This is a genomic window from Streptomyces himastatinicus ATCC 53653 (assembly GCF_000158915.1).
Classification (GTDB): Bacteria; Actinomycetota; Actinomycetes; order Streptomycetales; family Streptomycetaceae; genus Streptomyces; species Streptomyces himastatinicus.
Map to the genome: position 1 here is coordinate 3,520,963 of NZ_GG657754.1, position 26,632 is coordinate 3,547,594.

General features: G+C 70.6%; 27 protein-coding genes. 18 read left to right on the forward strand and 9 right to left on the reverse strand.

All coding sequences use genetic code 11. The features are described 5' to 3' along the window. The first annotated feature begins 34 nt into the window (after window positions 1–34). Entirely contained in the window at window positions 35–772 is a 738-nt protein-coding gene (locus SSOG_RS14280; protein WP_009714931.1) for a VOC family protein, read from the forward strand. Window positions 773–796: 24 nt separating this feature from the next. Here SSOG_RS14280 and SSOG_RS55970 read toward each other — a convergent pair whose 3' ends face one another. Further along, window positions 797–1,726, reverse strand: a complete 930-nt coding sequence (locus SSOG_RS55970) for a GNAT family N-acetyltransferase (RefSeq protein WP_078510596.1) — start codon at window positions 1,724–1,726, stop codon at window positions 797–799. Window positions 1,727–1,854: 128 nt separating this feature from the next. Between SSOG_RS55970 and SSOG_RS14290 the strand changes: the two genes are divergently transcribed. Together SSOG_RS14290 and SSOG_RS14295 are read left to right on the forward strand one after the other, a co-directional pair. Next, a complete protein-coding gene (locus SSOG_RS14290; RefSeq protein WP_009714933.1) occupies window positions 1,855–2,241 on the forward strand; it encodes a DUF2690 domain-containing protein in 387 nt (128 codons plus the stop codon). A gap of 204 nt (window positions 2,242–2,445) precedes the next feature. Continuing rightward, window positions 2,446–3,612, forward strand: a complete 1,167-nt coding sequence (locus SSOG_RS14295; RefSeq protein WP_009714934.1) for an alkaline phosphatase PhoX — start codon at window positions 2,446–2,448, stop codon at window positions 3,610–3,612. A gap of 56 nt (window positions 3,613–3,668) precedes the next feature. Here the strand turns inward: SSOG_RS14295 and SSOG_RS14300 are convergent, their stop codons facing one another. Both SSOG_RS14300 and SSOG_RS14305 read right to left on the reverse strand, forming a co-directional pair. Next, window positions 3,669–3,854: a DUF397 domain-containing protein gene (locus SSOG_RS14300; RefSeq protein ID WP_009714935.1), complete on the reverse strand. Its 186-nt coding sequence runs from the start codon at window positions 3,852–3,854 to the stop codon at window positions 3,669–3,671. Between the two features lie 4 nt (window positions 3,855–3,858). Further along, window positions 3,859–4,740, reverse strand: coding sequence for a helix-turn-helix domain-containing protein (locus SSOG_RS14305; protein WP_009714936.1), 882 nt, complete (start codon window positions 4,738–4,740; stop codon window positions 3,859–3,861). 184 nt (window positions 4,741–4,924) lie between these two features. Between SSOG_RS14305 and SSOG_RS14310 the strand changes: the two genes are divergently transcribed. Next, on the forward strand, window positions 4,925–5,377 hold the full coding sequence (locus tag SSOG_RS14310; RefSeq protein ID WP_039937559.1) for an ATP-binding protein: 453 nt from the start codon (window positions 4,925–4,927) through the stop codon (window positions 5,375–5,377). On the opposite strand, the gene SSOG_RS14315 is transcribed toward SSOG_RS14310, so the two are convergent. Next, on the reverse strand, window positions 5,374–6,111 hold the full coding sequence (locus tag SSOG_RS14315; RefSeq protein WP_039937561.1) for a helix-turn-helix domain-containing protein: 738 nt from the start codon (window positions 6,109–6,111) through the stop codon (window positions 5,374–5,376). The two genes, SSOG_RS14310 and SSOG_RS14315, sit on opposite strands and share 4 nt — an antisense overlap. A gap of 137 nt (window positions 6,112–6,248) precedes the next feature. Here SSOG_RS14315 and SSOG_RS14320 point away from each other — a divergent pair, with 137 nt between their 5' ends. Both SSOG_RS14320 and SSOG_RS14325 read left to right on the forward strand, forming a co-directional pair. Then, window positions 6,249–8,846 carry a GDSL-type esterase/lipase family protein gene (locus SSOG_RS14320; RefSeq protein WP_009714939.1) on the forward strand — a complete coding sequence of 866 codons (2,598 nt, stop codon included), beginning with the start codon at window positions 6,249–6,251 and terminating at the stop codon, window positions 8,844–8,846. Window positions 8,847–8,951: 105 nt separating this feature from the next. Next, window positions 8,952–9,791 carry a DUF1963 domain-containing protein gene (locus SSOG_RS14325; RefSeq protein WP_009714940.1) on the forward strand — a complete coding sequence of 280 codons (840 nt, stop codon included), beginning with the start codon at window positions 8,952–8,954 and terminating at the stop codon, window positions 9,789–9,791. 33 nt (window positions 9,792–9,824) lie between these two features. Here SSOG_RS14325 and SSOG_RS14330 read toward each other — a convergent pair whose 3' ends face one another. Beyond that, the gene (locus SSOG_RS14330) at window positions 9,825–10,820 is read right to left on the reverse strand and encodes a GlxA family transcriptional regulator (RefSeq protein WP_009714941.1); all 996 of its coding nucleotides are present in this window, start codon (window positions 10,818–10,820) and stop codon (window positions 9,825–9,827) included. A gap of 128 nt (window positions 10,821–10,948) precedes the next feature. Here SSOG_RS14330 and SSOG_RS14335 point away from each other — a divergent pair, with 128 nt between their 5' ends. From SSOG_RS14335 to SSOG_RS14360, 6 genes are all read left to right on the forward strand, one after another. Next, a complete protein-coding gene (locus tag SSOG_RS14335) occupies window positions 10,949–11,911 on the forward strand; it encodes an NADP-dependent oxidoreductase (RefSeq protein ID WP_039937566.1) in 963 nt (320 codons plus the stop codon). Further along, window positions 11,908–12,888, forward strand: a complete 981-nt coding sequence (locus tag SSOG_RS14340) for an NmrA/HSCARG family protein (RefSeq protein WP_009714943.1) — start codon at window positions 11,908–11,910, stop codon at window positions 12,886–12,888. The genes SSOG_RS14335 and SSOG_RS14340 overlap by 4 nt, the downstream gene beginning before the upstream one ends. A gap of 168 nt (window positions 12,889–13,056) precedes the next feature. Then, window positions 13,057–14,250 carry a serine hydrolase domain-containing protein gene (locus SSOG_RS14345; RefSeq protein WP_425385417.1) on the forward strand — a complete coding sequence of 398 codons (1,194 nt, stop codon included), beginning with the start codon at window positions 13,057–13,059 and terminating at the stop codon, window positions 14,248–14,250. A 140-nt stretch (window positions 14,251–14,390) separates the two neighbouring features. Further along, a complete protein-coding gene (locus SSOG_RS14350) occupies window positions 14,391–15,368 on the forward strand; it encodes a sugar kinase (protein WP_009714945.1) in 978 nt (325 codons plus the stop codon). Next, window positions 15,365–16,108 (forward strand): IclR family transcriptional regulator, encoded by a 744-nt coding sequence (locus SSOG_RS14355; protein ID WP_039937568.1) that lies wholly within the window; start codon window positions 15,365–15,367, stop codon window positions 16,106–16,108. The genes SSOG_RS14350 and SSOG_RS14355 overlap by 4 nt, the downstream gene beginning before the upstream one ends. Next, the gene (locus SSOG_RS14360; protein WP_009714947.1) at window positions 16,105–16,746 is read left to right on the forward strand and encodes a bifunctional 4-hydroxy-2-oxoglutarate aldolase/2-dehydro-3-deoxy-phosphogluconate aldolase; all 642 of its coding nucleotides are present in this window, start codon (window positions 16,105–16,107) and stop codon (window positions 16,744–16,746) included. The genes SSOG_RS14355 and SSOG_RS14360 overlap by 4 nt, the downstream gene beginning before the upstream one ends. On the opposite strand, the gene SSOG_RS14365 is transcribed toward SSOG_RS14360, so the two are convergent. Continuing rightward, window positions 16,733–17,320 (reverse strand): dihydrofolate reductase family protein, encoded by a 588-nt coding sequence (locus SSOG_RS14365; protein ID WP_009714948.1) that lies wholly within the window; start codon window positions 17,318–17,320, stop codon window positions 16,733–16,735. The genes SSOG_RS14360 and SSOG_RS14365 overlap by 14 nt on opposite strands. Before the next feature lie 73 nt (window positions 17,321–17,393). Here SSOG_RS14365 and SSOG_RS14370 point away from each other — a divergent pair, with 73 nt between their 5' ends. Continuing rightward, window positions 17,394–17,972 carry a TetR/AcrR family transcriptional regulator gene (locus SSOG_RS14370; protein ID WP_039937572.1) on the forward strand — a complete coding sequence of 193 codons (579 nt, stop codon included), beginning with the start codon at window positions 17,394–17,396 and terminating at the stop codon, window positions 17,970–17,972. Between the two features lie 54 nt (window positions 17,973–18,026). Then, the gene (locus SSOG_RS14375; RefSeq protein WP_009714950.1) at window positions 18,027–18,671 is read left to right on the forward strand and encodes a dihydrofolate reductase family protein; all 645 of its coding nucleotides are present in this window, start codon (window positions 18,027–18,029) and stop codon (window positions 18,669–18,671) included. A 20-nt stretch (window positions 18,672–18,691) separates the two neighbouring features. Here SSOG_RS14375 and SSOG_RS14380 read toward each other — a convergent pair whose 3' ends face one another. Continuing rightward, a complete protein-coding gene (locus SSOG_RS14380) occupies window positions 18,692–19,177 on the reverse strand; it encodes a carboxymuconolactone decarboxylase family protein (RefSeq protein ID WP_009714951.1) in 486 nt (161 codons plus the stop codon). Window positions 19,178–19,360: 183 nt separating this feature from the next. Between SSOG_RS14380 and SSOG_RS14385 the strand changes: the two genes are divergently transcribed. Next, on the forward strand, window positions 19,361–20,266 hold the full coding sequence (locus SSOG_RS14385; RefSeq protein WP_009714952.1) for an RNA polymerase sigma-70 factor: 906 nt from the start codon (window positions 19,361–19,363) through the stop codon (window positions 20,264–20,266). 28 nt (window positions 20,267–20,294) lie between these two features. Here SSOG_RS14385 and SSOG_RS14390 read toward each other — a convergent pair whose 3' ends face one another. After that, entirely contained in the window at window positions 20,295–20,735 is a 441-nt protein-coding gene (locus tag SSOG_RS14390) for a nuclear transport factor 2 family protein (protein WP_009714953.1), read from the reverse strand. A gap of 343 nt (window positions 20,736–21,078) precedes the next feature. On the opposite strand from SSOG_RS14390, the gene SSOG_RS14395 reads away from it, so the two are divergent. The 3 genes from SSOG_RS14395 to SSOG_RS14405 all read left to right on the forward strand — a co-directional run bounded on the left by SSOG_RS14395 (window position 21,079) and on the right by SSOG_RS14405 (window position 25,623). Beyond that, window positions 21,079–23,166 (forward strand): bifunctional polysaccharide deacetylase/glycosyltransferase family 2 protein, encoded by a 2,088-nt coding sequence (locus SSOG_RS14395; RefSeq protein ID WP_039937574.1) that lies wholly within the window; start codon window positions 21,079–21,081, stop codon window positions 23,164–23,166. A 363-nt stretch (window positions 23,167–23,529) separates the two neighbouring features. Further along, a complete protein-coding gene (locus SSOG_RS14400) occupies window positions 23,530–24,669 on the forward strand; it encodes an LCP family protein (RefSeq protein WP_009714955.1) in 1,140 nt (379 codons plus the stop codon). Between the two features lie 129 nt (window positions 24,670–24,798). After that, entirely contained in the window at window positions 24,799–25,623 is an 825-nt protein-coding gene (locus SSOG_RS14405) for a carbohydrate ABC transporter permease (RefSeq protein WP_009714956.1), read from the forward strand. Between the two features lie 18 nt (window positions 25,624–25,641). Here the strand turns inward: SSOG_RS14405 and SSOG_RS57460 are convergent. Beyond that, window positions 25,642–26,632 (reverse strand): hypothetical protein (locus SSOG_RS57460; protein WP_106516397.1); only part of this gene is annotated, 991 nt, incomplete at its 5' end.

A 26,632-nucleotide genomic window follows, 5' to 3' on the forward strand; every position in this document is an offset into this window, starting at 1 on the left:
CCGAAGTGCACGGCACAGGCTTAGGATCTGCGCCATGGCGACGCGGCTGGTGCAGATTGCGATGAAGGCTCGGGACGACTCGGCGCTCGGCCGGTTCTGGGCGGAGGTGCTCGGCTGGGGTATTGCCAGCGAGGAACCCGGCGTGACCAATCTGGAGCCCAAAGGCCTAACTTATCCCGACCCCAGCGCCATCTACATCGACATCCTCGCCGTCCCGGACCCCAAGACGGTGAAGAACCGCGTGCACGTCGACCTCGCCACCACCTCCGCGGCCCATCAGGCGGAACTGGTCGCGCGCCTCCAGGCACTCGGTGCGACGCCCGCCGACGTGGGCCAGGGCGACGTCCCGTGGACGGTCCTCGCCGACCCCGAGGGCAACGAGTTCTGCGTACTGGAGCCTCGGGAGATCTACCGGGACACCGGGCCGATGGCCGCGGTGGTGGTCGACTGCGCGGACCCGCGGGCCATGGCCCGCTTCTGGGGCGAGGCGATGGACTGGACCCTGCACGAGGTGACCGACGATCAGGCGGTGCTGCGCTCCGCCGAGGGTGTCGGCCCGTATCTCGAGTTCCTCCGCACGCCCGACCCGAAGACCGGGTGGAACCGCGTCCATCTCGACCTCCGGCCGTACCCCGGTGACGATCACGCGGCGGAGGTGGCCCGGCTGCGGGGTCTCGGCGCGACGCCCGTCGACATCGGCCAGGGCGACGTGCCGTGGACGGTCCTCGCCGACCCCGAGGGCAACGAGTTCTGCGTCCTCACCCCGCGCTGACGCCATGCGGCGGCCCGTCCGCGATCAGTCCGGGAAGACGGGCGTCCCGTCCGCATCGGCGAGATAGGGGCGTACGGGAGGCTCGACGCCCAGCGCGTCCCAGAGCGCGTAGGCCGCCGCGTACTTCACGTCGCCGGGGCCGGTGTCCACGAGGTAGTCCCGGATCTCGGTGATGGTGACGTGGAGCGGCGGCCCCGGTTCGGCGAGCCGCTCCACGGCGTACCGGACCCCGTCGAGCGCCTCCTGCCGAAGGCCGCCGTCGTTGGCATACGGCAGGGCGTCGGGCCCGTAGGAGGTCCGAAGCCAGGCGTACGGATCGTCCCCGATCTCGACGGTCGTCGCCCCCGCCGCGGCCGGTACGACCCGGACCGTCACCCGCGCGAAACGGTGCCACCGGGCGGTATGGCGCCGGAGCCAGTGGGATCCCTCCGAGGGGTGGACGCGCAGGTCCCGTACGTACCAGTCGAGCCGTGTCCCGTCCCCGCCGCGCGTGTGCCCACGGGGGGTGAACCCCGCCCGCCGGGCGACCGCGGCGGATGCGGTGTTCTCCGGCTCCACCCGGATCACCGCCTCCTTCCCGCCCTCATGTGCCGCGTATTGGGAGGCCAGGAGGACGGCGCGGGTGGCCAGGCCGCGTCCCCGCCAGGACGGGTAGAGGCCGTACGCGATGTTCACCTGGCCGGGAGCCAGGCCCTCGGCGGTGAACCGCAGGTCGATCGTTCCCGCGAGTGCCGCCTCTGCGTTTGCGTGGATGCCGAAGGCGCGGAGTGGTCCGGCCGTGTCCCACTGTTCCCGGCAGTGCCGGAAGTACGTTGCGACGCCCTGGGGTGTGCTGGGGCCACCGCTGAGCCAGCGCACCAGAGCCTCGTCCTCCCCCGCGAGGTGCGCCTCCGCGTCGTCCGGGTGCAGCGGGGACAGCGTGACGATCCCGTCGGACAGCTTCACTTCCTGCATCCGGCGATTCTTGACGCCCGGGCGGCGTCGCGCCATCGGATTCCGGGGCGGGACCGGTCCCGGCGGGCTCGCGGTATACCCGGTTTGTCGCTCGATAAGCGATTCACACAACCGGAAGGACGTCAGACATGCGCGCTCGCAAGACTCTCCTCGGAGCCCTCGCCACAGCCGGGCTCACCGGAGCCATGCTCACCACCGTGACTCCGGCGCAGGCCGCCGAAGGCTGCAACACCAACAACGCCCGGACGGTCGCGTCCGCCTCGACCCACTCCCGCGGCATCGAGCTGCGGTACAACGGCACCTGCGCCTGGGGCCGGATCTTCGGCTCCCCCGGTGACCTGGTGTGGGTCGATCGCAGCTTCGACCGCGGCCGGACCTGGACGCAGCTCAGCGTCACCAAAATCAACACGGGCGGCAGCAACCACACCGACGCGTTCAACAACAAGGGCAACCTGATGCGGGCCTGCGGTAAGGCCAGCAACTATCCGGATGTCGCCTGCACCAGGTGGTGGTGACGCTCGCCCTGTGGCCCGTGGCCTCTGCCGGAGCAGACGCCACGGGCCTTGCGCTTGCTTCTTCACCCGACTCACCGGTTGGCCGTGAAGAGTTCGCCTCCAGGGACCTGATCGGCCAGGTGCGGCGGTCTTAGGTTCTTCCCCGTGACCAGTCGGCGTCGCTCAATCAGCCATCCATCGACCTTCCTTGATGAAGGAGTAGCTGTGGAACGTCGCGTCTTCCTGCGCGGAGCAGTCATCGGAGCGTCCGCCGCCGCCTTTGGCGGCACCCTCATGCGCGGTGCCGCCTACGCGGCCCCGGCGCAGAAGGGCCCGGGCCCGTACGGTGCTCTGCTCGCTGCCGACGCCAACGGCATCGCGCTGCCCAGCGGCTTCACCAGCCGGGTGATCGCCCGGTCCGGCCAGACGGTGCCGGGCACCTCGTACGCGTGGCACAGCGCCCCCGACGGCGGCGCCTGCTTCGCCGACGGCACGGGCTGGATCTACGTCTCCAACTCGGAGATCAACCCCAGTGGAGGCGCGAGCGCCGTCAAGTTCAGCTCCTCGGGCTCCATCACCGGCGCCTACCGCGTCCTGTCCAACACCCGGCAGAACTGCGCGGGCGGCGCGACCCCGTGGAACACCTGGCTGTCCTGCGAGGAGGTGTCCCGCGGCTACGTCTACGAGACCGACCCGTGGGGCGTGAACGCCGCGGTCCGCCGTGACGCCATGGGCCAGTTCAAGCACGAGGCGGCCGCCGCCGACCCGGTGCGCCGGGTGATCTACCTGACCGAGGACGAGACGGACGGCTGCTTCTACCGGTTCATCCCGGCCACCTGGGGCAACCTGGCCTCCGGCCAACTCCAGGTGCTGGTCGCCGGCACCGCCACCTCCGGTTCGTTCAGCTGGGCGAACGTGCCCGACCCCGACGGCTCGCCCACGGTCACCCGCGACCAGGTCTCGACCGCCAAGATCTTCAACGGCGGCGAGGGCTGCCACTACGCCAACGACACCGTCTGGTTCACCACCAAGGGCGACAACCGCGTCTGGCAGCTCAACCTGGCCAACAGCACCTACGAACTCGCCTACGACGACAGCCTGGTCAACCCCGGCCCAGCCCCGCTGACCGGCGTGGACAACGTCACCGGCTCCTCCTCCGGCGACCTGTTCATCGCCGAGGACGGCGGCAACATGGAGATCTGCCTCATCACCCCGGACGACATCGTCGCGCCGTTCCTGCGCATCTCCGGCCAGTCGGGCTCGGAGATCACCGGCCCGGCCTTCTCCCCCGACGGCAAGCGGCTGTACTTCTCCAGCCAGCGCGGTACGACGGGCAGCTCCTCGGGTGGCATCACCTACGAGGTCACCGGGCCGTTCCGCGCCACGGCCTGATCCCGATCGCACGCGGTGGCCCGTGGTGCCCGCGGAAGCGGACACCACGGGCCGTGTCATGCCGGTTCGCCGACCAGAGCGCCTCGGAAGTCCGCCCAGGCGGCGGGCGTGAACCGGAGTATCGGCCCGTCGGGGCGCTTGGAGTCGCGTATCGCCACGGCGCCGGGCAGGTTGGTGGCCACCTCGACGCACTCATCGAAAGGGTTGCTGTGGCTTGACTTGCGAAAAGCGAAAGCCGTCACGTGCTCACAGCTCCTTGATCAGCGCCTCTATGAACGCTCGGGTATCGGCCTCGGACAGGGCACGCTGCGCTGTCTTCTCGAAGATTCTCACGTGTTCAGCAGCGCCATCGCCACCCTCGACCCACACATGGGTGTGCGACGACTCCACATACACCACGTCCATGGCCCCTGGCTCGCCGAACGAGAGAACGTTGAAGGACCCGGTCAGCCCAGGGACGAAGCCTGTGCTGAACGGGAGCACTTGCACGGTGATGTTGGGCCGTTCACCCCAGTCGAGAAGGCTCGCCAACTGCTCCCGAAGCATCTCGGCATGGACTGCGGGGATGCGCAACGCGGCCTCTGGGATGACTACCCGGAGCGAGAGAGGCGACTCGCCGGAGAGTCTTCGCTGGCGCGCCATCCGGGAAGCCACGAACTTCCCAGCATCCTCCGGAGACTCATCGGGCAACCAGGAGCGACGCATCGCCCGAACGTAGCCAGCCGTCTGGAGCAGGCCCGGAACGAACGACACCTGCCACGCCTTGATTTCGGTCGCGACGCTTTCCAGCGGCGCGTACTGCCTCATGGCGCTGCTGAGTGCGACGTCGTTCCACCAGCCCTTGGCCTTACGGCGCTCGCGGTCGATGCGTGCCAGCTCCAGCAGCCCGCCCACGGTCGCGGGGTCGTTGGCGCCGTACAAGGTGCACAAGGCGCGGATGTCCGGGTCACGCATGGGAACCCAGCCGCTCTCCATCTTGGCCACCTTGCCGGTGGACGCGGTGATGGCCTTCGCGGCTTGACCTTGCGTCAAACCGGCCGCGGTCCGCAACATCAGCAGCTCGCCACCGAGCTTGCGCCCCAGAACCGTTGAGACCCGGTTCCCCTCAGCGGGCTGCTCCCCTGCCACCGTGGCACCCTCCCTACTTCACGCCCAGTGTGTGCCCGCACACCGTCCGCACGCAAGATCGGTTACAAATTTCCCCGCTTCGATTGCAACGAACAAGTCACTGGGGCTACCTTCCGTGATGAACCGCTCGCACAGGGGCACCAGTTGGCGGATCCGCTCCGCCCTGCCCGCACGGAGGTACGCGATGCCGATCGCACCCCAAGACCCCGTCGTCCACGAGGACCGCATCGACTACGTCCCGACGCCGATAAACGTGACCCGCGCCCGGCGGCACGCCGCGCGGGTGGTCGGCGAGTGGGGCCACCCCGCGCTCGCGGACGACGCCGCGCTCATCGTCTCCGAGCTGGCAGGCAACGCCGTACGGCATGGCCGCGTCCCGGGGCGACTGTTCCGCGTCTACCTCACCCTCACCAAGACCAGCCTGCGCATCGCCGTCGCCGACCCCAGGGGCGAACGCCTGCCCCAGCCCCGGCAGCCGTGCCCCGACGACCGGCACGGCCGTGGCCTGCTCATCGTCCGCGCGCTCGCCACCCGCTGGGGCGTACGGGAGCGCACCGTCGGCAAGGAGATCTGGGCCGAACTCGACCTGGCCGCCCCGGACATGGCCGGTGAAGGGCAGCCGCATCCACGCACTTAGGGGTCCCGCTCCGGCTTCGCGAGCAGGATGCCCAGGCGGCGCACGACGTCGACCTGGGCGGGGTTGTAGAGGTCCCTGAGGGCCTTGTCGATCGTCCGTTTGGCGAACCCCTCACCACGCGGGGCATCGGCGCGCAGCGTACTCAACCCCGGGTGCTGCCGGTGCATTGAGCGCACGCTCGGGACCATGCGCTCGGCCAGGTCGGCGCGGGTCCGCTCATCGGCGTCGGCGGGTAACTTCTCGAACTCCTCACCGACGGGACCGATGGTGGGATTCTCCAGGTAGTCGGTGTAGGCATCCATGCCCTCCGGGCCGAGCACCGCACCCATGACGGTGACGAACGAGCGGTCCGCTTCGGGCATCGGGGTGTCCGCCGCCGCGGTGAACTCGGGTGGCAGGTCGGTCGGCGCCGCCTTGTGCAGGATGAGACTCAGCTCCGCCCTGGCCCGCTGCAGCCGTTCGATCGTGGCCGCCAGTTCGGCGTCGACGGCGCGCAACGCTTCCTCCGGGCGGTGGCCGTCGGCGGCGCCCATTTCGGCGATCCGGGACAGGGAGAACCCCAGGTCCACGAGGCGCTTGATCCGCAGCAACTTGACGAGGTGGGCCACCCCGTACTGCTTGTAGCCGTTGGCGCGGCGTTCCGGCTCGGCGAGCAGACCGACCTCGTGGTAATGCCGTACCGCACGCAGGCTGGTGCCCGCGAGCTCGGCGATCTCACGCGTGCTCCACGCCACGACGCTCTCACTCCGTCCCACCGCCGGGTCTCGGCACGGTCACTCCGACGCCCCCGGCCGAATGCATGCCCTCAGCACACAGTCGAAACACGACCGCGTCCGGCCAAGTGCCCCACCTCACAGGGCTCGTGGATTGAGTGTGCCGCGACGGCATGGTTTCTCCTGTTCCCGACTGGCCCGCCAGCCACAACAGAAACGGGGAGACGTTGGCCACGTTGCTGTCCGTTGTCGGCTTCACGCCGCGCCCGGAGGTGCCGAGGTTGCAACCGGCGCTTCGCCAGTGGCGGCTGCTGACAACAGGAGCAGCAGAAGGCTGCGGACCAGCACGCCGAATCCTCCTCAGCGTTACGGCCGAGAGCGAAGGTGAAGAAGTGAAGAGCATGCGCAAAATGAGACGCCGAGCGCCGCGGGTGCTCCTGGCGTCCGCCATGGCCGGTGTCCTGGCTGCAGGAGTGCTGCTGGGCACGGCGGCCCCGGGCAACGCCATCGAGGGGGGCTGGGAGGTCGACCACGGCAAGTTCGAGCGCACCGATATGGCACAGATCTGGGTGCGTGAGGGCAGGGACGAGCGGTTCCTCTGCTCAGGGACTGTCACGAGCAAGAACAAAATTCTGACAGCCGAGCACTGCTTCAATCGCGTCAACGATCTGAAGAAGGTTTTCGCGATGGTGCCTGTCAAGAAGCTTGGCGAGGCGGGCTCTGAAGTCAGCGTCATCCGCAAGGTCAGCCGAGGCGATCTGGCGGTGCTCACTATGAATACGAAGAAGCTGAACCTCTGGGGAGCGAAACCCGCCGAGCTGGGGCCGAACAGGCCCCCGGAGGTGAAGGATCAGACCAGCTCCTATGGGTGGGGCAAGACCTGTGAGTACTGTGGCCCGGCCCCATGGCTCAAGGGCATCACCACCAGGGTGATCGACAACGGGCCGCTGCCTGACGCCAAGGGCGGTCTTGGCTACCGGGTCCGGGCCTTTAAGGGCCGCATCTGGCCGGGAGACTCCGGCGGGCCGAACGGCTACTGGGTCGGCGACCAGCGGGTGGTGACCGGAGTGGCCTCGACCGCCAGGCGCTGGGGCGCTCCCGAGGCAACCATGTCCGCGACCTACGACAAGGAAGGTTTGTGCAATCCCGACAAAACCTGCGTCTATGACTGGCTGCAGGATGAGGCCGGGATGAAGGTCCACAACTCCGGGCTGCACAAGCGGAGCCTCCGCGTGATGCCGCTGGGTGACTCGATCACCTATGGCAAGGAGAGTTCCGACGGGACCGGCTACCGCGACGAGCTGTACGACGCTCTCGAAGACCCGGCCGGTGGGCAGCAGGTCAACTTCGTCGGCTCCGTGCGCGCGGGAAAGTTGTCCGACCGGGACAATGAGGGCCATCCGGGGAAGCGCATCGATGAGATCGCGGGGCACGCCAAGTGCTACGTACCCCGGTACCAGCCGAACGTGATCACCCTGCATGCCGGGACCAACGACGTCAACCAGGAGTACGAACTCTCAACGGCGCCCCAGCGCATGAAGAAACTGATCACAGACGCGCTGGAGGACTCACCGAAGGCGGTGGTCGTGGTCGCGAAGGTCATCCCGACCGGGAAAGCCGGTCTGCAGCCCCGCATCGACGCGTTCAACGCCAAGCTGCCCGGCATCGTCTCCGACCTCCGTGCGGACGGCAAGCACGTGGTGCTGGTGGACACCAGTGACGTCAAGGTCGGCGACGGCCTCCAGGACGACGCCCACCCCAACGACCACGGCTACGCGAAACTCGGCTACGACTTCCAAAGCGGCATCATGGAAGCTGCGGACCGAGATTGGATCAAGAAGCCCGACCCGCAGAAGCCGGCCACCGCATGCGATCCGGACGACCCGGATGAGGACCAGAGCAAGGCGGGACCGGGCTGGCGGGCGCTGGGTGTCGTCGCCCCCGGAATGGACTATCCCTCGGGCCGTACCGACCTCGCGGACCTCGACGGCGACGGTCGCGACGACTATGTGCGCGTCGACGAGAAGAACCGCACGCTGCGCATCGCCCTGAACCGCGAGAGCAAGAAGCCCGGCTTCCCGCAGTGGAAGGAAGTGGGCACCGATGTCTCCGACAACCTCGGTCTGATCTGGGACAAGGGCTGGAAACTCCACTTCGCCGACGTCGACGGAGACGGCATGGACGACATCAACGTGGTCCCGCCCTCGGACTCCAAGGAAGCGGTGCGGAACATCCTGAACCAGGGCCTGACGAGCAGCGGTCGCGACATCCTGTGGAGCGGCCCCGGACCGATCGGCCTGACCCTGGACCACGTCCCGCAGGAAGCCGTCCGGTTCGCCGATGTCAACGGCGACGGCCGCGACGACTACCTCAGGGTCGGTGAGAACGGCTCCGTCCACGCCTACTACAACCTCCCCGAGGACAACGGCTTCGGGTGGAACTGGAAGGAGCACCGGAACTGGGCGCCCGGCGTCTTCTACGGCTCCCGGGAAAGGGTTCGTCTGGCGGACGTCAACGGTGACGACAAGGCCGACTACCTCATGGTCGGCAGGCGCGGGGCCGTGCACGCCTACATCAACAACGGTGGCCGGGGCCACGGTGGCTTCACCGAGCACCGCAACTTCGTCAGGGAGACCGGATTCCCCGGTGACGAGGTGGCGTTGCGCGACATCAGCGGCGACGGAAGGGCCGACTACACCGTCGTCTACGACGGCGGATCCGTCCGGGCCTGGCTCAACCGGGACGGCAACACCTAGAGCCGCCACCGGATGACCCCGCGGGGCCTGGTGCGTACAGCCACCGGGCCCCGATCGGGGCCGTCCTACGTCGCGGTGTCAGCGGCGGCTGCTTGAATCCTCCGCATGGAACCGAACGCCACGCTCACCGCCCTGCGCGACTTCTGCGCCGAACGTCTCGGCGCGGATCTCGCGGACCGCTTCGTCCGTCTCGCCCGGCCGGGCTTCGCGCTCACCGAGGCCGGGCCGGGTGAGGCCGCGGGTCGCAGCCGGTTCGGTGGGCGAGCCATGCTCGAACCGGGCACGGAATGGCCGACCTGCGACGGCTTTCCGCTGAGCCTGATCGCCGTCCTCGACACGGACGCCCTGGCGCCCTGGCTCGACGGCGTACTCCCGGCCGGGACGGGCCTGCTCAACTTCTTCTACCTCGACAGCGACTCGGAGCATGCCGACCCGGCCGCCATGGAGGTTTCCCGAAAGCTCGACTACCTCGACCCGCAGCCGGGGCGGGTGATCGCGGCCCGCTCCGCGCATGCCGTGGAGACGGCCCCGCCCGCCCGGTCGAGCGTCTTCGATCCGGTGCCGTGGGCGGCGTCCCCGGGGTTCGCCTTCCCCGACACCTATGACCCGGCGTGGAAGGCCCTCGACCTGGGGCCTGACGTCGACGACATGGCCAGGGTCATGCCCGACACGTACATATACGACCTGCTGACCGACTGGTCGGAGCGGCCGGGCGCGCTGGACTCCGAGGACATCGCCTTCGGCCGACCGGAATTCCCCACCGGCAGCGCCCCGCTGCTGCCGAACGACGACGACCCGAACCTCTACCACCACCTGCTCCAGCTGTCCGGGCAGGGCGAGTGGTACATCGGCGGCGACGGCGGCTGGATGCACTGGTCGATCCCCACCGAGGCGCTCCGGGCCGGAGACTTCAGCCGGGCGATACCGACCCCCGACATCTGGTGAACGGTCGGTCTGCCGGGGATGAAACGCACAGGCTCAGGGCGCCTGGAGCGGCTCTGTCCGGGCCGGTTCAGGGGCGCGGTGGGCGCGGCGGTAGGCCAGTGGGGACAGGCCGAGGTGGGTGTGGAAGTGCTTGCGCAGCGCGACAGGATCCCCGAAGCCGCAGGCGGTGGCGATGCGCGCGACGGTCAGGTCGCTGGACTCCAGCAGGCGGCGCGCCTGGGTCAGGCGGCTTTGCACCAGCCATTGGAGGGGGCTCGTGCCCACCTCGGCGCGGAACCGCCGGGTGAAGGTGCGCTCGCTCATATGGGCGTGGCGGGCCATGTCCCCCAGCGTGAGCGGTTCGGCCAGCCGGCCCAGCGCCCACTGGCGGGTGGCCGAGGTGGAACGGTCGGCGTCCTTCGGCACCGGGTGCTCGATGAACTGCGCCTGGCCGCCCTCGCGCCATGGAGCCACCACGCATCGTCGCGCCGCGGAGGTGGCCACGGTCGCGCCGTGGTCACTGCGGACCAGGTGGACGAACAGGTCGATGCCGGCCGCCCCGCCGGCGGCTGTCAGGATGCGTCCGTTGTCGACGAACAGCACATCCGGATCGACCTCGACGTCGGGGAACAGCCGGGTGAACGGGCCGCACAGCGCCCAATGGGTGGTGGCCCGCAGTCCGTTCAGCAGGCCGGCCGCCGCGAGCAGGAATGACGAGGTGCACAGGCTGACGATGCGGGTCTCGGGCCCGATCCGGGCGAAGGCCGCGGCGACCCGGGCGGGCAGCTCGCCGGTGGCCAGCAGATGTTCGTCGGGCTCCTGGGTGGCGATCACCACGGTGTCCGCACCCTCCAGGAGCGACTCGTCGTCGTCGACGACGATCCGGAAGCCCTCGTTCGTGCGGACCGGCCGGCCGCCGAGCGAGCAGGTCGTCACGGAATAGAGCCGCGCCCCGGCCGGGTCGAGGGCCTCGTTGAGCACCCGGGCCGCGATACCCAGGTCCATCGGCATGACCCCGTCCAGGGCGAGAACGGCAACACGATGCGGCATGGCCGGAATGGTACGACAGGTGGCTGTCCGGCCACTCACGGCGTCCCTGGGTGTCAGCGAGGCTGGAACGTGCCGGGGCTCCTGGACCCGGGCTGAAAACGCATGAAGCGGATGTGAGCGAGGAGAGTATGAGCGAGCAGTCGATGCGCGCCGTCACCATCGAGGAGTTCGGCGGACCGGACGTGCTGACCACCGGCCGGGTGGCGCGTCCCGCGCCACTGCCGACCGAGGTGCTGGTGCGTGTGCACGCTGCCGGAATCAACCCGGTGGACTGGAAGACCCGCGCCGGTCACGGTATGGCCGGGCTACAGACGCTGCCGCTGATCCTCGGCTGGGACGTCTCCGGCGTCGTCGAGGAGGTCGGCTTCGGGGTCACGACGCTCGCACCCGGCGACGAGGTCTACGCCATGCCGTGGTTCCCGCGCCCGGCCGGTGGTTACGCCGATTTCGTCACGGCACCGTCCCGCCAGTTCGCCCGCAAGCCGGCCTCGCTCTCGCACGTCGAGGCCGCGGCTCTGCCGCTCGCCGCGCTCACGGCCTGGCAGGCCCTGGTCGACACGGCGCGCGTCACCGGCGGGCAGCGGGTGCTGGTGCACGCCGGAGCCGGTGGCGTGGGGCACTTGGCCGTGCAGTTCGCCAAGCACCTCGGCGCCGAGGTGATCGCGACCGCCCGCGAACCCCGGCACACCTGGCTCAGGGAACTGGGGGCGGACGAGACGATCGACTACACCCGACAGCGGTTCGAGGAGGCCACCGGCGAGGTCGATGTCGTCATCGACCTGATCGGCGCCGCGGACGACACCGACGTGCGATCGGTGTCGGTGACCCGCCGGGGCGGACTGATCGTCTCCATCCCGGGCGGCGTCTCGGACCCCCTGGCCGCCACGGCCGCACAGGCGGGGGTGCGCACCAGCCCGCTGCTGGTCGAGCCGGACGCCGCCGCTCTGACGGCCATCGCCGGCCTGGTCGACTCCGGTGCGGTCCGGGTCGAGGTCGAACGCACCTTCCCCCTGGAGCAGGCCGCCGAGGCGCACCGGCTGGGTGAGACCAACCGCACCCGCGGCAAGCTCGTGCTGGAGGTGGCGCGGTGACGTCGACGACCGCACTCGTGGTGGGAGGCACCGGGGCCATGGGCGCCCGCGTGGTGCGCGCCCTCGCCGCACGGACCGGCACCGTCGTGCGGGTGCTGACGCGGAACCCGTCCTCGGAGCGGGCCCGTGCCCTGGTCGAGGACACCCCCGGTGACGTGCGGCCGGTCCGCGGCGACCTGGACGACGAGCAGTCCCTGAAGGCCGCCTTCCACGGTGTCGACCAGGTCTTCTGCAATACCGACTTCTTCGCCACGGCCAGCCCTCGGCAGGAGTACGCACAGGGGCTGCGGGCGCTGCGCGCGGCGCAGGAAGCCGGGGTGGACCGGTTCGTCTGGTCGTCACTGGACTACGCCGCCGTCCTCACCGACGGGCGTATCCCGGTCCCGCACTACGACGCGAAGGCCGCGGTGGAGGCCCATATCGCGTTGCAGCGCTCCGAAGAGGCCATGCGGCAGGAGACCGACGGCTGGTACTCGCGGCACGTCGCCGTCCTGGTGACGGCGCCGTACTTCGAGAACCTGTACGGCCTGGCGCCGCAGCGGACCCGGCTGCCCGACGGACGTGAGGGCCTGGTGTTCGCCCTGCCGCTCGGCGAGGCCGGTCGCTGGCCCCTGATCGCCCTTGACGACATCGCCTTCTTCGCCCGCCATCAGCTCGACCACTGGGACGACTGGGGCGGCCGGACCCTGCGCATCGCCGCCGACGCCCTCACCGGTGACCAGATCGCGGCGGTGTTCGAGAGGACGACCGGTGTGCCGAGCGTCTACCAGGCGGTGGACCTCGACGAGTTCAGCCGGTCCCTCCCAGGGGTCGGCCACGACCTGGCCGCGATGTTCGCCTTCTTCCAGGACCGCGACCTCCTCTCCCGGGACCGGGACCTGGAGGCCCTGCGCGCCCTGCACCCCGAACTGGCCACCTTCGGCGACTGGTTGACCACCACGGGATGGGACGGGGGCCGCCGAGCGGTGGGGGGATAACCCCCCGGTGATCCGGCGGGCTGGCCGGATCCCCTTGTGATCTCCCGCGGAGAAGGATGAGCACCATCGTCATTCGCGACCGGGCGAGAGCCGCGAGGGAGAACGACTGTGTCGTCATACAGGGCATCGAGCCGCCGGATCCTGCGTGGGGCGCTCACGCTGACGTTGGTGACGAGCATCAGCGGGTTGCTCGTCGGCTGCTCGCAAGCGGACTCGGGCACGACGACGGTGGCGGCATCGGCCGACGGACGGTTGGCGGAACTCGCCCAAACTGCGGCGGACACGGGGTCCTTGGGCGTGATCGTCCGGGTGGACCGGGGCCGCGGGAGGCCCGTGGAGATCGCACGGCAGACCGCCTGGACCGAGGCCGACCATCGTCTCGCCGTGAACGACCGGTTCCGGATGGCGTCCAACACCAAGACCGTCGTCGCGACCCTCATCCTCCAGCTGGTCGCCGAGGGCGAGGTCGACCTGGCCGACCCGGTGGAGCAGTGGCTGCCGGGGCTGGTCGAGGGCGGGCGGGACATCACCGTGAAGATGCTCCTCAACCACACCAGCGGACTGGGCGACTACCTGCTGACGCCGGAGTTCCTGCCCACCCTGACCGGGCAGGAGCGGCGCACCTGGCGGCCCGAGGAGCTTCTCGCGATCACCCCTCCGCAGGATCCCCCGACCGCTCCCGGCGAGAAGTACTCGTACAGCAACGCCAACTACGCGGCCCTCGGGCTGATCCTGGAGAAGGTCACCGGGAAGAGCCTGGCCCGCCTGATCGAGCAGAGGATCACGGGGCCGCTGGGGATGAACGACTCCTTCCTGGCCGCGAACGCCGACTTCGGCTCCGGGAAGAAGCACGCCACCGGCTACGAGCCGGGCTCCGAACGCCTCCGGCGCATCCTCGCTCCGACGGTGGAACTGCCCGAGGGCACCGGGTTCGCGGGCCCTGGGCGTCCGCACGACAACGTCGACACCAGCGACATCGACCCGAGCTGGGCGTGGGCGGCGGGAGGCATGGTCTCCACGGCGCGGGACTGGCAGCGGTTCCAGACGGCGTTGATGTCCGGCAAGCTCCTGCCGAAGGCGCAGCTGGAGCAGATGCGGACGATGGTCACCGCACCCGAGGAGCGCGGCGCTTACGGACTGGGCCTGATGAAGGTGGACACTCCCTGCGGCACCGTCTGGGGCCACACCGGTGGTCAGCCCGGCTACTCCAGTGAGGTCTACACGGACGGGAGCGGCCGCCGCAGTGTCGCGGTCCTGACCATCACCAACTTCGGCGACAAGGAGGCGAAGGCCGCCACCGCCAACAAGGCCCTGGTGGACACCGCGGTCTGCACCATGCTGGGCAAGCACCTCAGCGACTGATTGTGCACTATATGCACAGCCTGTGCACAAAATGCTTGGGGTGAGGTTAACGTAGCCGCATCACCTCGGGCGGCACAGAGCCTCGCGGCGTCATAGCGCCGTACGACAGTCGGCGTGCGCCCCCGCGCAAGGGAGCACGCATGGCAGACCTCCAACCGCCCACGGCGCCCGCCGACGACCCGAACGAAGTCCTGTGCCTCGGCGAGTCCATGGTCCTGGTGACTCCCCGGCAGGGACAGCGGCTCGCCACGGCCCCCGACGCGACCTTCTCCGTCGCGGGCGCCGAGTCGAACGTGGCCCAGTACCTCGCCGATCTGGGGCACCGGGTGGCCTGGGCGAGCCGGGTCGGCAGCGACCCGCTCGGCGACCGGGTACTCACCGCGGTCGCCGGGCCCGGGGTGGACGTACGGTACGTCGAGCGGGACCCGTCGGCCCCCACCGCCGTCTTCTTCAAGGACCCCTCCCCCGAGGACGGCACCCGGGTGCACTACTACCGGACCGGGTCCGCGGCGTCCCGGCTCGCCCCGGCGTACCTGGACACGCTCCCGATCGCCTCGGCACGTCTGGTGCACCTGTCGGGAATCAACGCCGCGCTGTCGGCGAGCTGCGCCCGGGCCGCCACGGCCCTGTTCGACCGTGCGCGCGCGGCGGGGGTGCTCCGCTCGTTCGACGTCAACTACCGCCCGGGGCTGTGGCGTACGGAGGACGCCGCCGCGCCGCTGCTCGCCCTGGCCCGGCAGGCCGACGTGGTGTTCGTCGGGCTCGACGAGGCGGCGGAGGTCTGGGGGACCACGACGGCCGAGGACGTACGCGACCTGATCGGGCCGTCGGTGAGCGTGGTCGTGAAGAACGCGGAGGTCGGCGCGGTGCTGTTCGAACCGGGCGGCGGCCCGGGGACGTTCGTCCCCGCGGAGGCGGTCGAGGTGGTGGAGCCGGTCGGAGCGGGAGACGCCTTCGCGGCGGGCTACCTGTCGGCCTGGCTGCGCGGCGACGCCCCGGCCGAGCGGCTGCGGCTGGGGCACCGCGTCGCCGCGTTCGCGCTCGGCTCGGTCGAGGACCACGCCGACGCCACGTCCCTGCGCCGCCCGTCACCCGACCTGGACGGAGCGGCCCGGTGAGCCAGGCCGTCGAGCGGGCCATCCAGATCCTGGAGATGCTCAGCCAGGGTCCGCAGCACCCCGCCGCGATCGCCGAACGCTTCGGCGTACACCGGACCACCGCGCTGCGTCTGCTCCAGGACCTCTGCCAGGGCGGTCTGGCCCGTAAGCGGGAGGACGGCACCTTCGCCGTCGGATACCGCCTCGCCGGACTGGCGGCGGCCGCCCTGGAACAGTTCGATCTGCGCGCGAGCGCCCACCCGTTCCTCGCCGAGCTCGGCCGTAAGCTCCGGCTCACGGTGCATATCGCCACCGTCGAGGACGGGCGGGTGATCTACGTCGACAAGGTCGAACCGCAGGGCACCGTACGGCTGTACTCGCAGATCGGAAAGCCGGTCGTGCTGCACAGCTCCGGTGTCGGCAAGGCCATCCTGGCCTTCATGCCCGAGGACGAACGCGACCGGCTGCTGGACGGATACGTCTACGAGCGGTTCACCGACACCACCGTCACCACGGCCGACGCGTTCGCCGCCCGGCTGCGTGAGGTGCGGGAGCGCGGCTGGGCGGAGGACGACGGGGAGTACGAGTCGTTCGTCACCTGCGTGGCCGTCCCGGTCCGGGACGGCACCGGAACCGTACGTACGGCGATCTCGGTGACGGCGCTCAAGGCACAGACCGACCTCACCGCCCTCCACACCCATCTGCCCGCCATCAGACACACCGCACAAGCCATCTCTCGCACACTCGGGTGGACTCGATGAACACCGCATCAGCCGCATCAGGACAGCTGTTCCAGGACGCGTTCGACGCGCTGCCGCTCATGGCGATCCTGCGCGGCTTCGACCCCGCACGCTCGGTCGAGGTGAGCCGACGCGCCTGGGACGTCGGCATCCACCTCGTCGAAGTGCCCATTCAGAGCGAGACCGCGGTGGCCGCGCTGCGTGCGGCGGTCGAGGCCGGTGAGGAGCGCGGAGCCGTGGTGGGCGCCGGGACGGTGACCACCGTGGAGCGGGTCGAGCAGGCGGTGGAGGCCGGTGCGGGCTTCACCGTGGCTCCTGGATTCTCCCGCGAGGTCGCCGAGGCGTCGCTCGCGGCGGGCCTGCCGCATCTGCCGGGCGTCGCGACCGCGTCGGAGATCCAGCAGGCCGAGGCCCTCGGACTCACCTGGCTCAAGGCGTTCCCCGCGTCCGACCTCGGTCCGGGCTGGATCGCCTCGATGCACGGCCCGTTCCCGCAGGCGCGCTTCGTCGCGACCGGCGGCATGAACCTCAGCAACACCATGGAATTCCTCGGCGCCGGGGCCGCGGCGGTGTCCCTCGGGTCGGCCCTGGCCGACGCCGACCAGTTCGCGCGGCTGCCCCAGCTGATCGAAGAGGTCGTGGCGCTCAGCGCCGGGTGAACCACGTGACCGTCACCCCGTTGTCGAACAACTCGCGGTCGGTCACCCGGAAGACGGTCGGGTTGAACGCGCCGTGGAAGGCGGGGATTCCGGCTCCCGCGACCACCGGGTAGCTCTTGACGATCAGGCGGTCGATCTCGGGCAGCAGCGTCCCCGCGAGCCGGCCGCCGCCGCACAGCCAGATGTCCTGGCCCTCCTCCCGTTTGAGGTCGCGGACCAGGGCGAGGGGATCGCCGTCGACCACCGTCACGGCCGGGTCGGGGGCGGCGCCGAGGGTGCTGGAGACGACGTACTGGCGCAGGTGGGCGTACGGGCTCGGCATGCCCGCGTCCAGCCCGGGGCGGTAGGCGCCGAGGCCCATCAGGACGGTGTCGAAGTGCCGGTTGGGCGCGTCGGTGAGGCCGCAGGCGGGGCGCATGGCGGTGGGGACGGTCTCGGGGTAGCGCTGGTTCATCCACCCCATGTAGGCGGCGTGCTGCGCCTCGTCGCCCCCGGGGTAGAAGTCGTACTCCCCGTCGGGCCCGGCGATATAGCCGTCGATGCTGACGGCGACGTAGTAGACGAGTTCTCGCATGTGTGCAACCACTCCATCCGTAGTACTCTGACTGAGGTGGTGTGAACGTAGTACTACAACTGGAGTGGTGTCAATGGTCCGCAGGAACGACGAGCGGAGGGCGGCCCTCGTGGACGCCGCCATCGAGGTGCTGGCCGCGGAGGGCGCGCGGGGGCTGACGTTCCGGGCGGTGGACACCGAGGCCGCCGTGCCCCCGGGGACGGCCTCCAACTACTTCGCCAACCGCGACGACCTGCTCACCCAGGCCGGTGCCCGGGTCTACGAACGGCTCCAGCCCGACGAGGCGACCATCGCCCGGCAGCGGGCCAGCACCCGCGACCGGGAGGGGTACACGGCGCTGATGCACGAGCTGGTCGGCCGGATCAGCGCCTTCCGTACCGGCTATCTGGCGCTCCTCGAACTCCGGCTGGAGGCCACCCGGCGGCCCGCCCTGCGCGCGGTGCTGACCGAGCGCGTCCGCGCCGACATGGCGGCCAACCTGACCTATCACGAGGAGTCCGGTCTGCCGGGTGACGCGACGGCGGTCCGCCTGCTGTATCTGGCGCTGAACTGGCTGATCGTCGAGCAGCTCACGCTGCCGGACATGTTCTCGGAAGCCGAGCGGGACGCCCTTGTCGCGGCCGCGGTCGAGCGCATCGTCACGCAGCGATGAGTTTGGCCGGGCCGGGCGGTCCAACTGTCGTCGACCCCCTACAGGAGGACCCACATGACGCAGTTGCTGAGAGTCCAGAACTTCAACGTCTCGCGGGACGGGTTCGGTGCCGGTGAGCACCAGAGCCTGGAGAGACCGTTCGGCGACGCCGATCCCGGGCAGATGTTCGCCTGGGCCGGGGCCACGGCGAGCTGGCCCATGCGCACCGACCCCGGTGGGAGCCGTGGTCTGGACGACTACCTCACGCGGGACTATGCCCGGAACATCGGCGCCGAGATCATGGGCCGCAACAAGTTCGGGCCGCAGCGCGGGCCCTGGCAGGACTACGAGTGGCGCGGCTGGTGGGGTGACGAGCCCCCGTTCCACACTCCGGTCTTCGTCATGACCCACCACCCGCGTCCTTCGTTCACGCTCTCCGACACCACGTTCCACTTCGTGGACGCCGACCCGGCCACGGTCCTCGCCCAGGCGCGGGAGGCGGCGCAGGGCAAGGACGTGCGGCTCGGCGGCGGGGCCACCACCATCCGCGAGTTCCTCGACGCCGACCTCGTCGACACCCTGCATGTGACGGTCTCGCCGGTGGAGCTGGGAGCCGGGTCACGGCTCTGGGAGTCGCCCGATGAGCTGCGCGACCGGTTCCACCTCGACGTCGTGCCCAGCCCGAGCGGCGTGACGCACCACCTGTTCTGGCGGAAGTAGCAGGCAGGGACCCCCGGCGGTCAGCTGACCGCGGCGGCGAACATGCCGGGCTCGTACGAGCCGCCCCGCTGGTGGACGATCACGGCGAGCCGGTTGGCCGCGTTGATCAGGGCGACCAGCGAGACCAGGGCGGCGATCTGATCGTCGTCGTAGTGCTCGCGCACCCGGGCCCAGGTCTCGTCGGACACCCCGGGGTGGGCGTCGGCCAGCCGGGTGCCCTCTTCGGCGAGCGCCAGCGCGGCCCGCTCGGCCTCGGTGAAGACGGTGGACTCGCGCCAGGTGGCGACCAGGGCCAGCCGGACCGCGGTCTCCCCGGCGGCCGCGGCCTCCTTGGTGTGCATGTCGACGCACCAGCCGCAGCCGTTGATCTGGCTGGCCCGCAGCGACACCAGCTCCTGCGTGGACTTCGGCAGCGGCGACTGGTGGATCAGCAGTCCGGCGTTCGCGAACCGCTTGGAGAACCTGGCGCCGAACTCGTTCTCGAACAGATCGAACCGTGCGTCCATGACGGTGTCCTCTCGTGTGTCTCTCGTGGTGGTGCACTGGACGAACACGAGATGCCGGCGGCCCGCTCCCTGTGACACCTCCGGCCGTGTGACGTACGCCACCGCCCGGAGGTGTCACAGAACCGCCGCGACCGGCGTCTTGTGCGCGTGGCATCGTCGAGAGCGAGCAGGCAGGAGCAGCCGGTGAAGAGTGAGCAGCACTCCCAGGACGCGGACACGGCCACCGAGGCGTTCGTCGCCCATCGGAACCTGCTGTTCACGGTCGCCTACGAGATGCTCGGCTCGGCCGCCGACGCGGAGGACGTCCTCCAGGAGACCTGGCTGCGGTGGTCGGGCGTCGACCTCGACGCGGTACGCGACCGGCGCGCGTACCTGGTCCGGATCACCACGCGCCAGGCGCTGAGCCGCCTGCGGACGCTCGGCCGCCGCAAGGAGTCCTACGTCGGCCCCTGGCTGCCCGAGCCGCTGCTGACCGCCCCGGACGTGGCGGAGGACATCGAGCTGGCCGAAAGCGTCTCGATGGCGATGCTGCTGGTACTGGAGACGCTGACGCCGAACGAGCGGGCGGTGTTCGTGCTGCGCGAGGTGTTCGACCTCGGGTACGAGGAGATCGCCGAGGCCGTCGACAAGAGCCCGGCCGCGGTCCGCCAGATCGCCCACCGCGCGCGGGCCCACGTCGCGGCGCGCCGCCCGCGCGGGCCGGTGTCCCCGGCCGAGACCCGCGACGCGCTCGACGCGTTCCGGCGGGCGGCCGAAACGGGCGATCTCCAGAGCCTGCTCGACATCCTCGCGCCCGACGTCGTCTTCCTGGGCGACGGCGGCGGAATCAAGCAGGCCGTCCCGCGGCCCATCGTGGGCGCCGACAAGGTGGGCCGCCTGCTGGCCGCCGGTCTCGGCAGGATGGCCGAGCTGGGCTCGCTGCGCCCCGCCCAGGTCAACGGCCACCCGGCGCTGATCCTCCGCCAGGACGACGCGGTCGACACCGTCCTGGCGCTGCGCCTCGACAACGGTCTCATCACCGGCCTGTACGCCGTCCGCAACCCCGAGAAGCTGTCCCACATGGGACAGGAAACCGCCCTGCACCGCTGAACCCGGGACCCGGTCCCGGGGCTCACCACTAGCTGCCGTCGGGCGTGCAGGCCTCGGCGACGGAGAGGCTGTTCTCGTAGATGTGGTGCCGGGTGATCAGGCCGTCGTGCACGGACAGCCGGAGCGCGAAGGGGCCGGAGAAGGTCTTTCCGGTGTCCCGTACCGTTCCCGAGAGGTGCCCCGTCAGCACGGCCTCGTTGCCCTCCACCACGATCGTGTCGATCGAGAACGCGCCCCGGCCCGGGACCGTGTGCGCGGCCAGGTCGGTCCAGTGGCCCGCGACATCGGCGCGAGTGGAGCGGGGGCGGATCCAGGGCACACGGGGGTTCTCGGCCACCATCCAGTCGACCTGCTCCGCGTAGACGGCGGCGATCCTGTCCGGGTCTCCTTCCGCGGCGCGGCGGAGGTAGTCCTCGACTACGGCCCGGGTGCGGCCGGTGGTGCCGGTGGTGCTCGTAGTGCTCGTCATGGCGGGGGTTCTCCCTTCCGGGGGATCGGTGCGGTGATGCACCGTGATCCTCCGGCAGGACGCCGTGGAGCGTCGATTACCTGACAGGTCATGCCTGTCGGGCCATGGGCGGGCCGCCGACAGACGATACGTGATCCGGCAGCCCAACAGGGCGGCGTCGGCGGATTCTTATCCGTTACCGCCGGTTGGGTCGGGGCGCTCAGCCGCCCTCACTACGGTGAGACCGTCCGATGCCGCGCTGGTCGTCCCGGGCGGCTCCGGCATCCTCCGACCCCGACCGAAGACGTGCCACGTTCGGCCCCGTGGCTCATGCGACCCTGACCTCTGGGGGACGATCCAGCCGATGAGCCACCCGATCCGAGGAGGCCGACACAAGCGGTCCCGTGACCCGCGCGCGCACTGGCTGCTGCTTTCCCTGAGCCTTCCGCTCATGTTCGGCCTGCTGATGTTCCAGGGCTGGACCACCCACGAGGTGGACGCCGCGAAGTCGCGGCCCGCGTGCACCAGTCCGGTGCCGAAGGACATCGTCGGCGGCGGGCCGGTGGTGCAGATCAACAACGGCCAGGTGAAGACGGTGCGGATGCCCGCCGGGACGGTGGCGCTCACCTACGACGGCGGGCCCGACCCGGAGTGGACGCCGCGCATCCTCGACCTGCTGCGCAGGAACAAGGCACGCGCGACGTTCTTCCTCAACGGCGCCAAGGCGGCCGAGCATCCGGATCTGGTGCGGCGGATCAGAGCCGAGGGCCATGAGATCGGCTCGAACACCTACACCGGCGCCGACATGGGCACGGCGTCGTCCGTCCGCTCCAAGATGGAGCTGTCGCTGACCGAATCGGCGCTCGCGGGGACCGTGGGGGCCGAGCCGCGGCTGATGCGGATGCCGCTGACCACCGACGTGGAGACGCTGTGCGGCGTCGAGTGGCAGGCGGCGCGCAAGGTCGCCGCGCAGGGGTACGCGCTGGTCGCCGCCGACAAGCCGTCGCGGCGGCCCTCGCAGGGGATGATCCGGCAGCTCTCGCAGACGGACACCGCGTACCAGGAGACGGAACGGCTGCTGAAGAACCCGCGAGTGCAGAGGTTCACCACGGTGACGGGCGGGCTCGGGGTGCCGCCGGTCGAGACCAAGTCCTCCACCATGGAGCGCTGGGAGGGCACCGCCCTGCTCTCGCTCGCGGCCGTCGGCCGCGCGTTCGTGACCATCATGACGTGGGTGCTGGGCATCGCGGGCGCGCTGGGGGTGCTGCGGCTGGTGCTGCTGGTCGTGTTCGCCCGCGCCCATGTCCGGCGGCTGACCCGCCACCGGCCCGGCGCCCCCGAGCTCCCGGTGGTGAACGACCCGGTGACGGTGCTGGTCCCCGCGTACAACGAGGAGGCGGGCATCGAGGGCACCATCCAGTCGCTGCTGGCCTCCACCCACCAGAAGCTTCAGATCATCGTGATCGACGACGGGTCGACGGACCGTACGGCCGAGATCGCCGCCGCCAGCAACGACTCCCGGGTGCTGGTGATCCGTCAGCCCAACTCGGGCAAGCCGACCGCGCTCAACACCGGTCTGGCGCACGCCAAGCACGACATCGTGGTCATGGTCGACGCCGACACCGTCTTCGAACCGGACGCCATCCGCCAGCTCATCCAGCCGCTCTCGCAGCCCGCTATCGGCGCGGTGAGCGGGAACACCAAGGTCGGCAACCGGCGTAGCCTGCTGGGCCGGTGGCAGCACCTGGAGTACGTCTTCGGGTTCAACCTCGACCGCCGGATGTTCGAGGTGCTGGAGTGCATGCCGACCGTCCCCGGCGCCATCGGCGCCTTCCGGCGGGACGCGCTGCTGGCGGTCGGCGGGGTCAGCGAGGACACCCTCGCCGAGGACACCGACCTCACGATGTCGCTGTGGCGGGCCGGCTGGAAGGTCGTGTACGAGGAGACGGCCGTCGCCTGGACCGAGGTCCCCACCTCGCTGCGCCAGCTGTGGCGGCAGCGCTACCGCTGGGGTTACGGCACGCTCCAGTCCATGTGGAAGCACCGCCGCGCCATGATCGAGCTGGGCTCGGTGGGGCGGTTCGGCCGCCGCGGTCTGACGTACCTCACCCTCTTCCAGGTCCTGCTGCCGCTGCTCGCGCCCGTGATCGACCTCTTCGCGCTGTACGGGATCCTCTTCCAGAACCCCACCGAGTCGGCCGGGGTCTGGCTCGCGTACCTCGGCATCCAGACGGTGTGCGCCGGATACGCGCTGCGGCTGGACGGGGAGCGGATGCGGACCCTGTGGTCGCTGCCGTTCCAGCTCTTCGCCTACCGGCAGCTGATGTACCTGGTGGTCATCCAGTCCGTGGTCGCCCTGCTGCTCGGCGCCCGGCTGAAGTGGCACCGCATCCAGCGTTCGGGCACGGCCGGTGAAACGATCAGCGACCCCGCCGCGTACCAGAGAGCCTGACATCGAGACAACGGGCGGCCGCAGCCGTATCAGTAGTCAGCAGGTGCAGGCATACGGACGTTTCCATCCGAAGGGGAGGCTGCCCCGATGAGTGATAGGCGGGAAGGGCGGGCAGAGGGAGAGCAGGCAGCCGGCAGGGGACGGCGGCGTACCTCCCGGCAGGGGCCGGACGCGTCAGGCGGGGGCGGCACAGGCCTACGAGACGGCCAACGCACCCGACCGAAGTCGTTCCCCGTCGTACCGCCCGCGCCCAAACCCGCCGCCGCCCCCCGCCCGCCCACTCCGGGGCAGCCCCCGGGGTTCCGGGGCGGGAAACGGGGTACCGGGGCGGGGGGCCAGGGGCGGCGCCGGGGGTACCGGGCGGTGTCAGGGGGCCGGGCGGGCCCGGGCCGATGCGGCCCGAACGTCCCCGACCAGCGGCCCCTGTTCCGGGACGAGGACGCCCCCGAGCCCCTCGTCGTACGGCGGCGCGCCCCCAAGGAGCCGCTCAGCAGGCGCCGCCGCCTCACCCGGCTGGCGATCGTCACGGTGTCGGCGCTGCTGGTCGCCACCGGTAGCGCCTACATCTGGGTCGACACCCAGATGAACCGCGACGTCGACCTCGAGAAGTCCGCGAACCGCCCGCCGCTCGGCAAGGGCACCAACTACCTCATCGTGGGCTCCGACAGCCGTGCGGGCCTGTCCGCGGAGGCCAAGCAGAGCCTCAGCACCGGTTCGGCCGAGGGCGGCCGTACCGACTCGATGATGGTGCTGCACACCGGAGCCAACGGCACCACGATGATGAGCCTGCCGCGCGACTCCTGGGTGCGGGTGCCGTCGTACGTACGCCCCGAGACCGGCAGGCGCTACGGCGAGGAGCAGAACAAGCTCAACGCGGCCTATTCGCGCGGCGGTCCCGATCTCCTCGTCCAGACCATCGAGCGCAACACGGGAATTCACATCAACCACTACGCGGAGATCGGCTTCGGCGGCTTCGTGGACATCGTGGACGCGGTCGGCGGCGTGCGGATGTGCGTACCCCGCGACATCAAGGACGAGAAGTCAGGGCTGGACCTGAAGAAGGGCTGCCAGACGCTCGACGGCGGCAAGGCGCTCTCGTTCGTCCGCCAGCGCAAGCAGGAGGCCAACGGCGACCTGGGACGCACCGCGAACCAGCAGAAGTTCCTGGCCGCGCTCGCCAAGAAGGCCGCCACACCGGGCGTTCTGGCCAACCCCTTCGCGGCGTTCCCGACCGTCAGCGCGGGTCTCGACACGCTCATCGTGGACAAGACGATGAACCTCCAGAACCTGATGTCCCTGTTCCAGGCGATGAAGGGGGTCACCCAGGGCTCGGGCAAGCAGCTCAACGTCCCGGTGTCCAACACCAACCTGAAGACGTCCAAGGGCAGCGCCGTGCAGTGGGACACCGCGCAGGCGAAGCGGCTGTTCGGCCAACTCCAGAACGACCAGCCGGTGAGCGTGCCCTCGTCGCTGCCCGGCCGCCCGGCAGCGGCGGTGCAATAGCCGGGAGGCGGTGCCGCTTTTCGGCGGTGCCGCCGTCTTCCCCTCCCGGCGGGGCGAACGGTTTCATGGACGGGACGCTGATCGACGGCGCCGATCGACTGCGCTCGCGAGCGCGCGAGGAGGTCCGAGGTGTCCGTGCTCTCACGCCGACGGCTGGCGGCCGACGCCGCGCTGCTGGTCGTCGCGGCGGCCTTCGTCCTCCCGCTGGCCTGGCTGGTGCTCGCCTCGGTCGACGGCGACGCGACGTTACGGGTGGCGGCGCCCGGCACCCCGACGCTCGACAACTTCTCGGCGGTGTGGACGGACGAGATCACGTTCACGCCGATGCTCAACAGCCTGGTGCTGTGCGGCGGCGCCACCGCGCTGACGGTCGCGTGCGCGGCGCTCGCCGCGTATCCGCTGTCCCGGTTCCGCTCCCGCCTGGTGCGGCCGTATCTGATGACCGTGCTGTTCACGACGTGTCTGCCGATCACCGCGATCATGGTCCCGGTCTACGGGCTCTTCGTGCAGGTCGACCTGATCGACACCATGTCCGGCACCGCGCTCTTCCTCGCCGCCTCGCAACTGCCCTTCGCGATCTGGCTGATGAAGAACTTCATGGACGGCGTGCCGGTGATCCTGGAGGAGGCGGCCTGGACGGACGGCGCGTCCTGGGCGCAGAGCCTGACGCGGGTCATCCTGCCGCTGATGGGCCCGGGCATCACGGTCGTGACGATCTACAGCTTCATCATGATGTGGGGCAACTTCTTCGTCCCCTTCATGCTGCTGCTCTCCCCCGAACAACTCCCGGCGTCCGTCTCCATCTTCACCTTCTTCGGCAACCACGGGCAGATCGTCTACGGGCAGCTGGCCGCGTTCTCGATCCTCTACTCCACCCCGGTGCTGCTGCTGTACGTGCTCATCTCCCGGCGGCTGGGCGGCGGCTTCACGCTCGGCGGCGCCGTCAAGGGGTGACGGTCCTCAAGGGAGTCCTCAAGGGGTGACGGGCTCGGCGCAGCCGTGGTCTTCGGCCGAGCGGGCGGCGAAGGCGGACAGGGCCGCGCGTTCGTAGCCGAGGTCGGGGCGGGCGCGGGCGTCGCCGTCGGCGTCGTCGGCGCGGACCAGGTACAGGGCGCGCGGGGCGCCGTCCGGGCAGTCCGCCCCGGCCCAGTACGCGCTCTGGCCGAGCCGCCCGGCCGGCTTCTCGGCGGGGGTGACGTCCTCGCCGTCGTTGCGGGTGTACTGGGCGCGGGCGTCCTCCGCGTACGGCCCGTAGTACGCGTCCAGGCGGTAGCGGGACGAACCGTCGCGGGCGCCGAGGGCGCAGACCTCGCGCGGGGCGCGGGCCCGGGCGGTCTCGCGGGCGGTGGAGACGGCGGAGCGGGCGGCGGTGGGGACGGTCGCGCAGGTGCCGTCGGCGCCGATCAGCGGTTCGTACTCGTCCTTGTTCACCGGCAGGTCCACGTCATAGACCTGCTTGCCCAGCCGGGCGCCGCAGTCCCAGCGGTCGTCGGCCCGTTGCGCGGTGGCGGTGGCGGTGCGGACGAAGGAGGGCCGGGTGGCGGGGTCGTCCAGGGTGGCGGCGCCGAGCGTGGTCTCGACGGTGATCAGCAGACTGCGGCCGTTCCCGGCGCAGTCGAGCAGCACCGACGCGGTCGCCTTGCCGTCCCCGGGGTCGCCCTGGCGGGCGTTGTCGGTGGCGAGGAGGCCGGACCAGCCGTGACCCACGGGTACGGGGAGGGTGTCGCGGGCGGGTACGGCGGTGTACAGCTCGCCGGTCCCGTACTCGGCGCGGGGGCGCGGCGCCCCGGAGATGGTGACGCCCACGCGGCCCCTGCCCTCGGCGGTCACCTGACAGCGCACGTCCAGGGAGGTGCCGCGGTCGCCCCCGAAGGCGCCCTTCGTGCTGCTGGTCACGTCCACCCCGCTGTCGCCGAGCACCGCGCGCACCTCGTCGGCCGCGAGCGCCCCGCCGCACGCCTCG

What these genes read in the sequence shown, in the direction of transcription:
- SSOG_RS14280 (WP_009714931.1), top strand. Translation starts at nt 35, where the DNA reads ATGGCGACGCGGCTGGTGCAGATTGCGATGAAGGCTCGGGACGACTCG.
- SSOG_RS55970 (WP_078510596.1), bottom strand. Translation starts at nt 1,726, where the DNA reads ATGCAGGAAGTGAAGCTGTCCGACGGGATCGTCACGCTGTCCCCGCTG.
- SSOG_RS14290 (WP_009714933.1), top strand. Translation starts at nt 1,855, where the DNA reads ATGCGCGCTCGCAAGACTCTCCTCGGAGCCCTCGCCACAGCCGGGCTC.
- SSOG_RS14310 (WP_039937559.1), top strand. Translation starts at nt 4,925, where the DNA reads ATGCCGATCGCACCCCAAGACCCCGTCGTCCACGAGGACCGCATCGAC.
- SSOG_RS14325 (WP_009714940.1), top strand. Translation starts at nt 8,952, where the DNA reads ATGGAACCGAACGCCACGCTCACCGCCCTGCGCGACTTCTGCGCCGAA.
- SSOG_RS14330 (WP_009714941.1), bottom strand. Translation starts at nt 10,820, where the DNA reads ATGCCGCATCGTGTTGCCGTTCTCGCCCTGGACGGGGTCATGCCGATG.
- SSOG_RS14335 (WP_039937566.1), top strand. Translation starts at nt 10,949, where the DNA reads ATGAGCGAGCAGTCGATGCGCGCCGTCACCATCGAGGAGTTCGGCGGA.
- SSOG_RS14350 (WP_009714945.1), top strand. Translation starts at nt 14,391, where the DNA reads ATGGCAGACCTCCAACCGCCCACGGCGCCCGCCGACGACCCGAACGAA.
- SSOG_RS14360 (WP_009714947.1), top strand. Translation starts at nt 16,105, where the DNA reads ATGAACACCGCATCAGCCGCATCAGGACAGCTGTTCCAGGACGCGTTC.
- SSOG_RS14365 (WP_009714948.1), bottom strand. Translation starts at nt 17,320, where the DNA reads ATGCGAGAACTCGTCTACTACGTCGCCGTCAGCATCGACGGCTATATC.
- SSOG_RS14370 (WP_039937572.1), top strand. Translation starts at nt 17,394, where the DNA reads ATGGTCCGCAGGAACGACGAGCGGAGGGCGGCCCTCGTGGACGCCGCC.
- SSOG_RS14375 (WP_009714950.1), top strand. Translation starts at nt 18,027, where the DNA reads ATGACGCAGTTGCTGAGAGTCCAGAACTTCAACGTCTCGCGGGACGGG.
- SSOG_RS14380 (WP_009714951.1), bottom strand. Translation starts at nt 19,177, where the DNA reads ATGGACGCACGGTTCGATCTGTTCGAGAACGAGTTCGGCGCCAGGTTC.
- SSOG_RS14390 (WP_009714953.1), bottom strand. Translation starts at nt 20,735, where the DNA reads ATGACGAGCACTACGAGCACCACCGGCACCACCGGCCGCACCCGGGCC.
- SSOG_RS14395 (WP_039937574.1), top strand. Translation starts at nt 21,079, where the DNA reads ATGAGCCACCCGATCCGAGGAGGCCGACACAAGCGGTCCCGTGACCCG.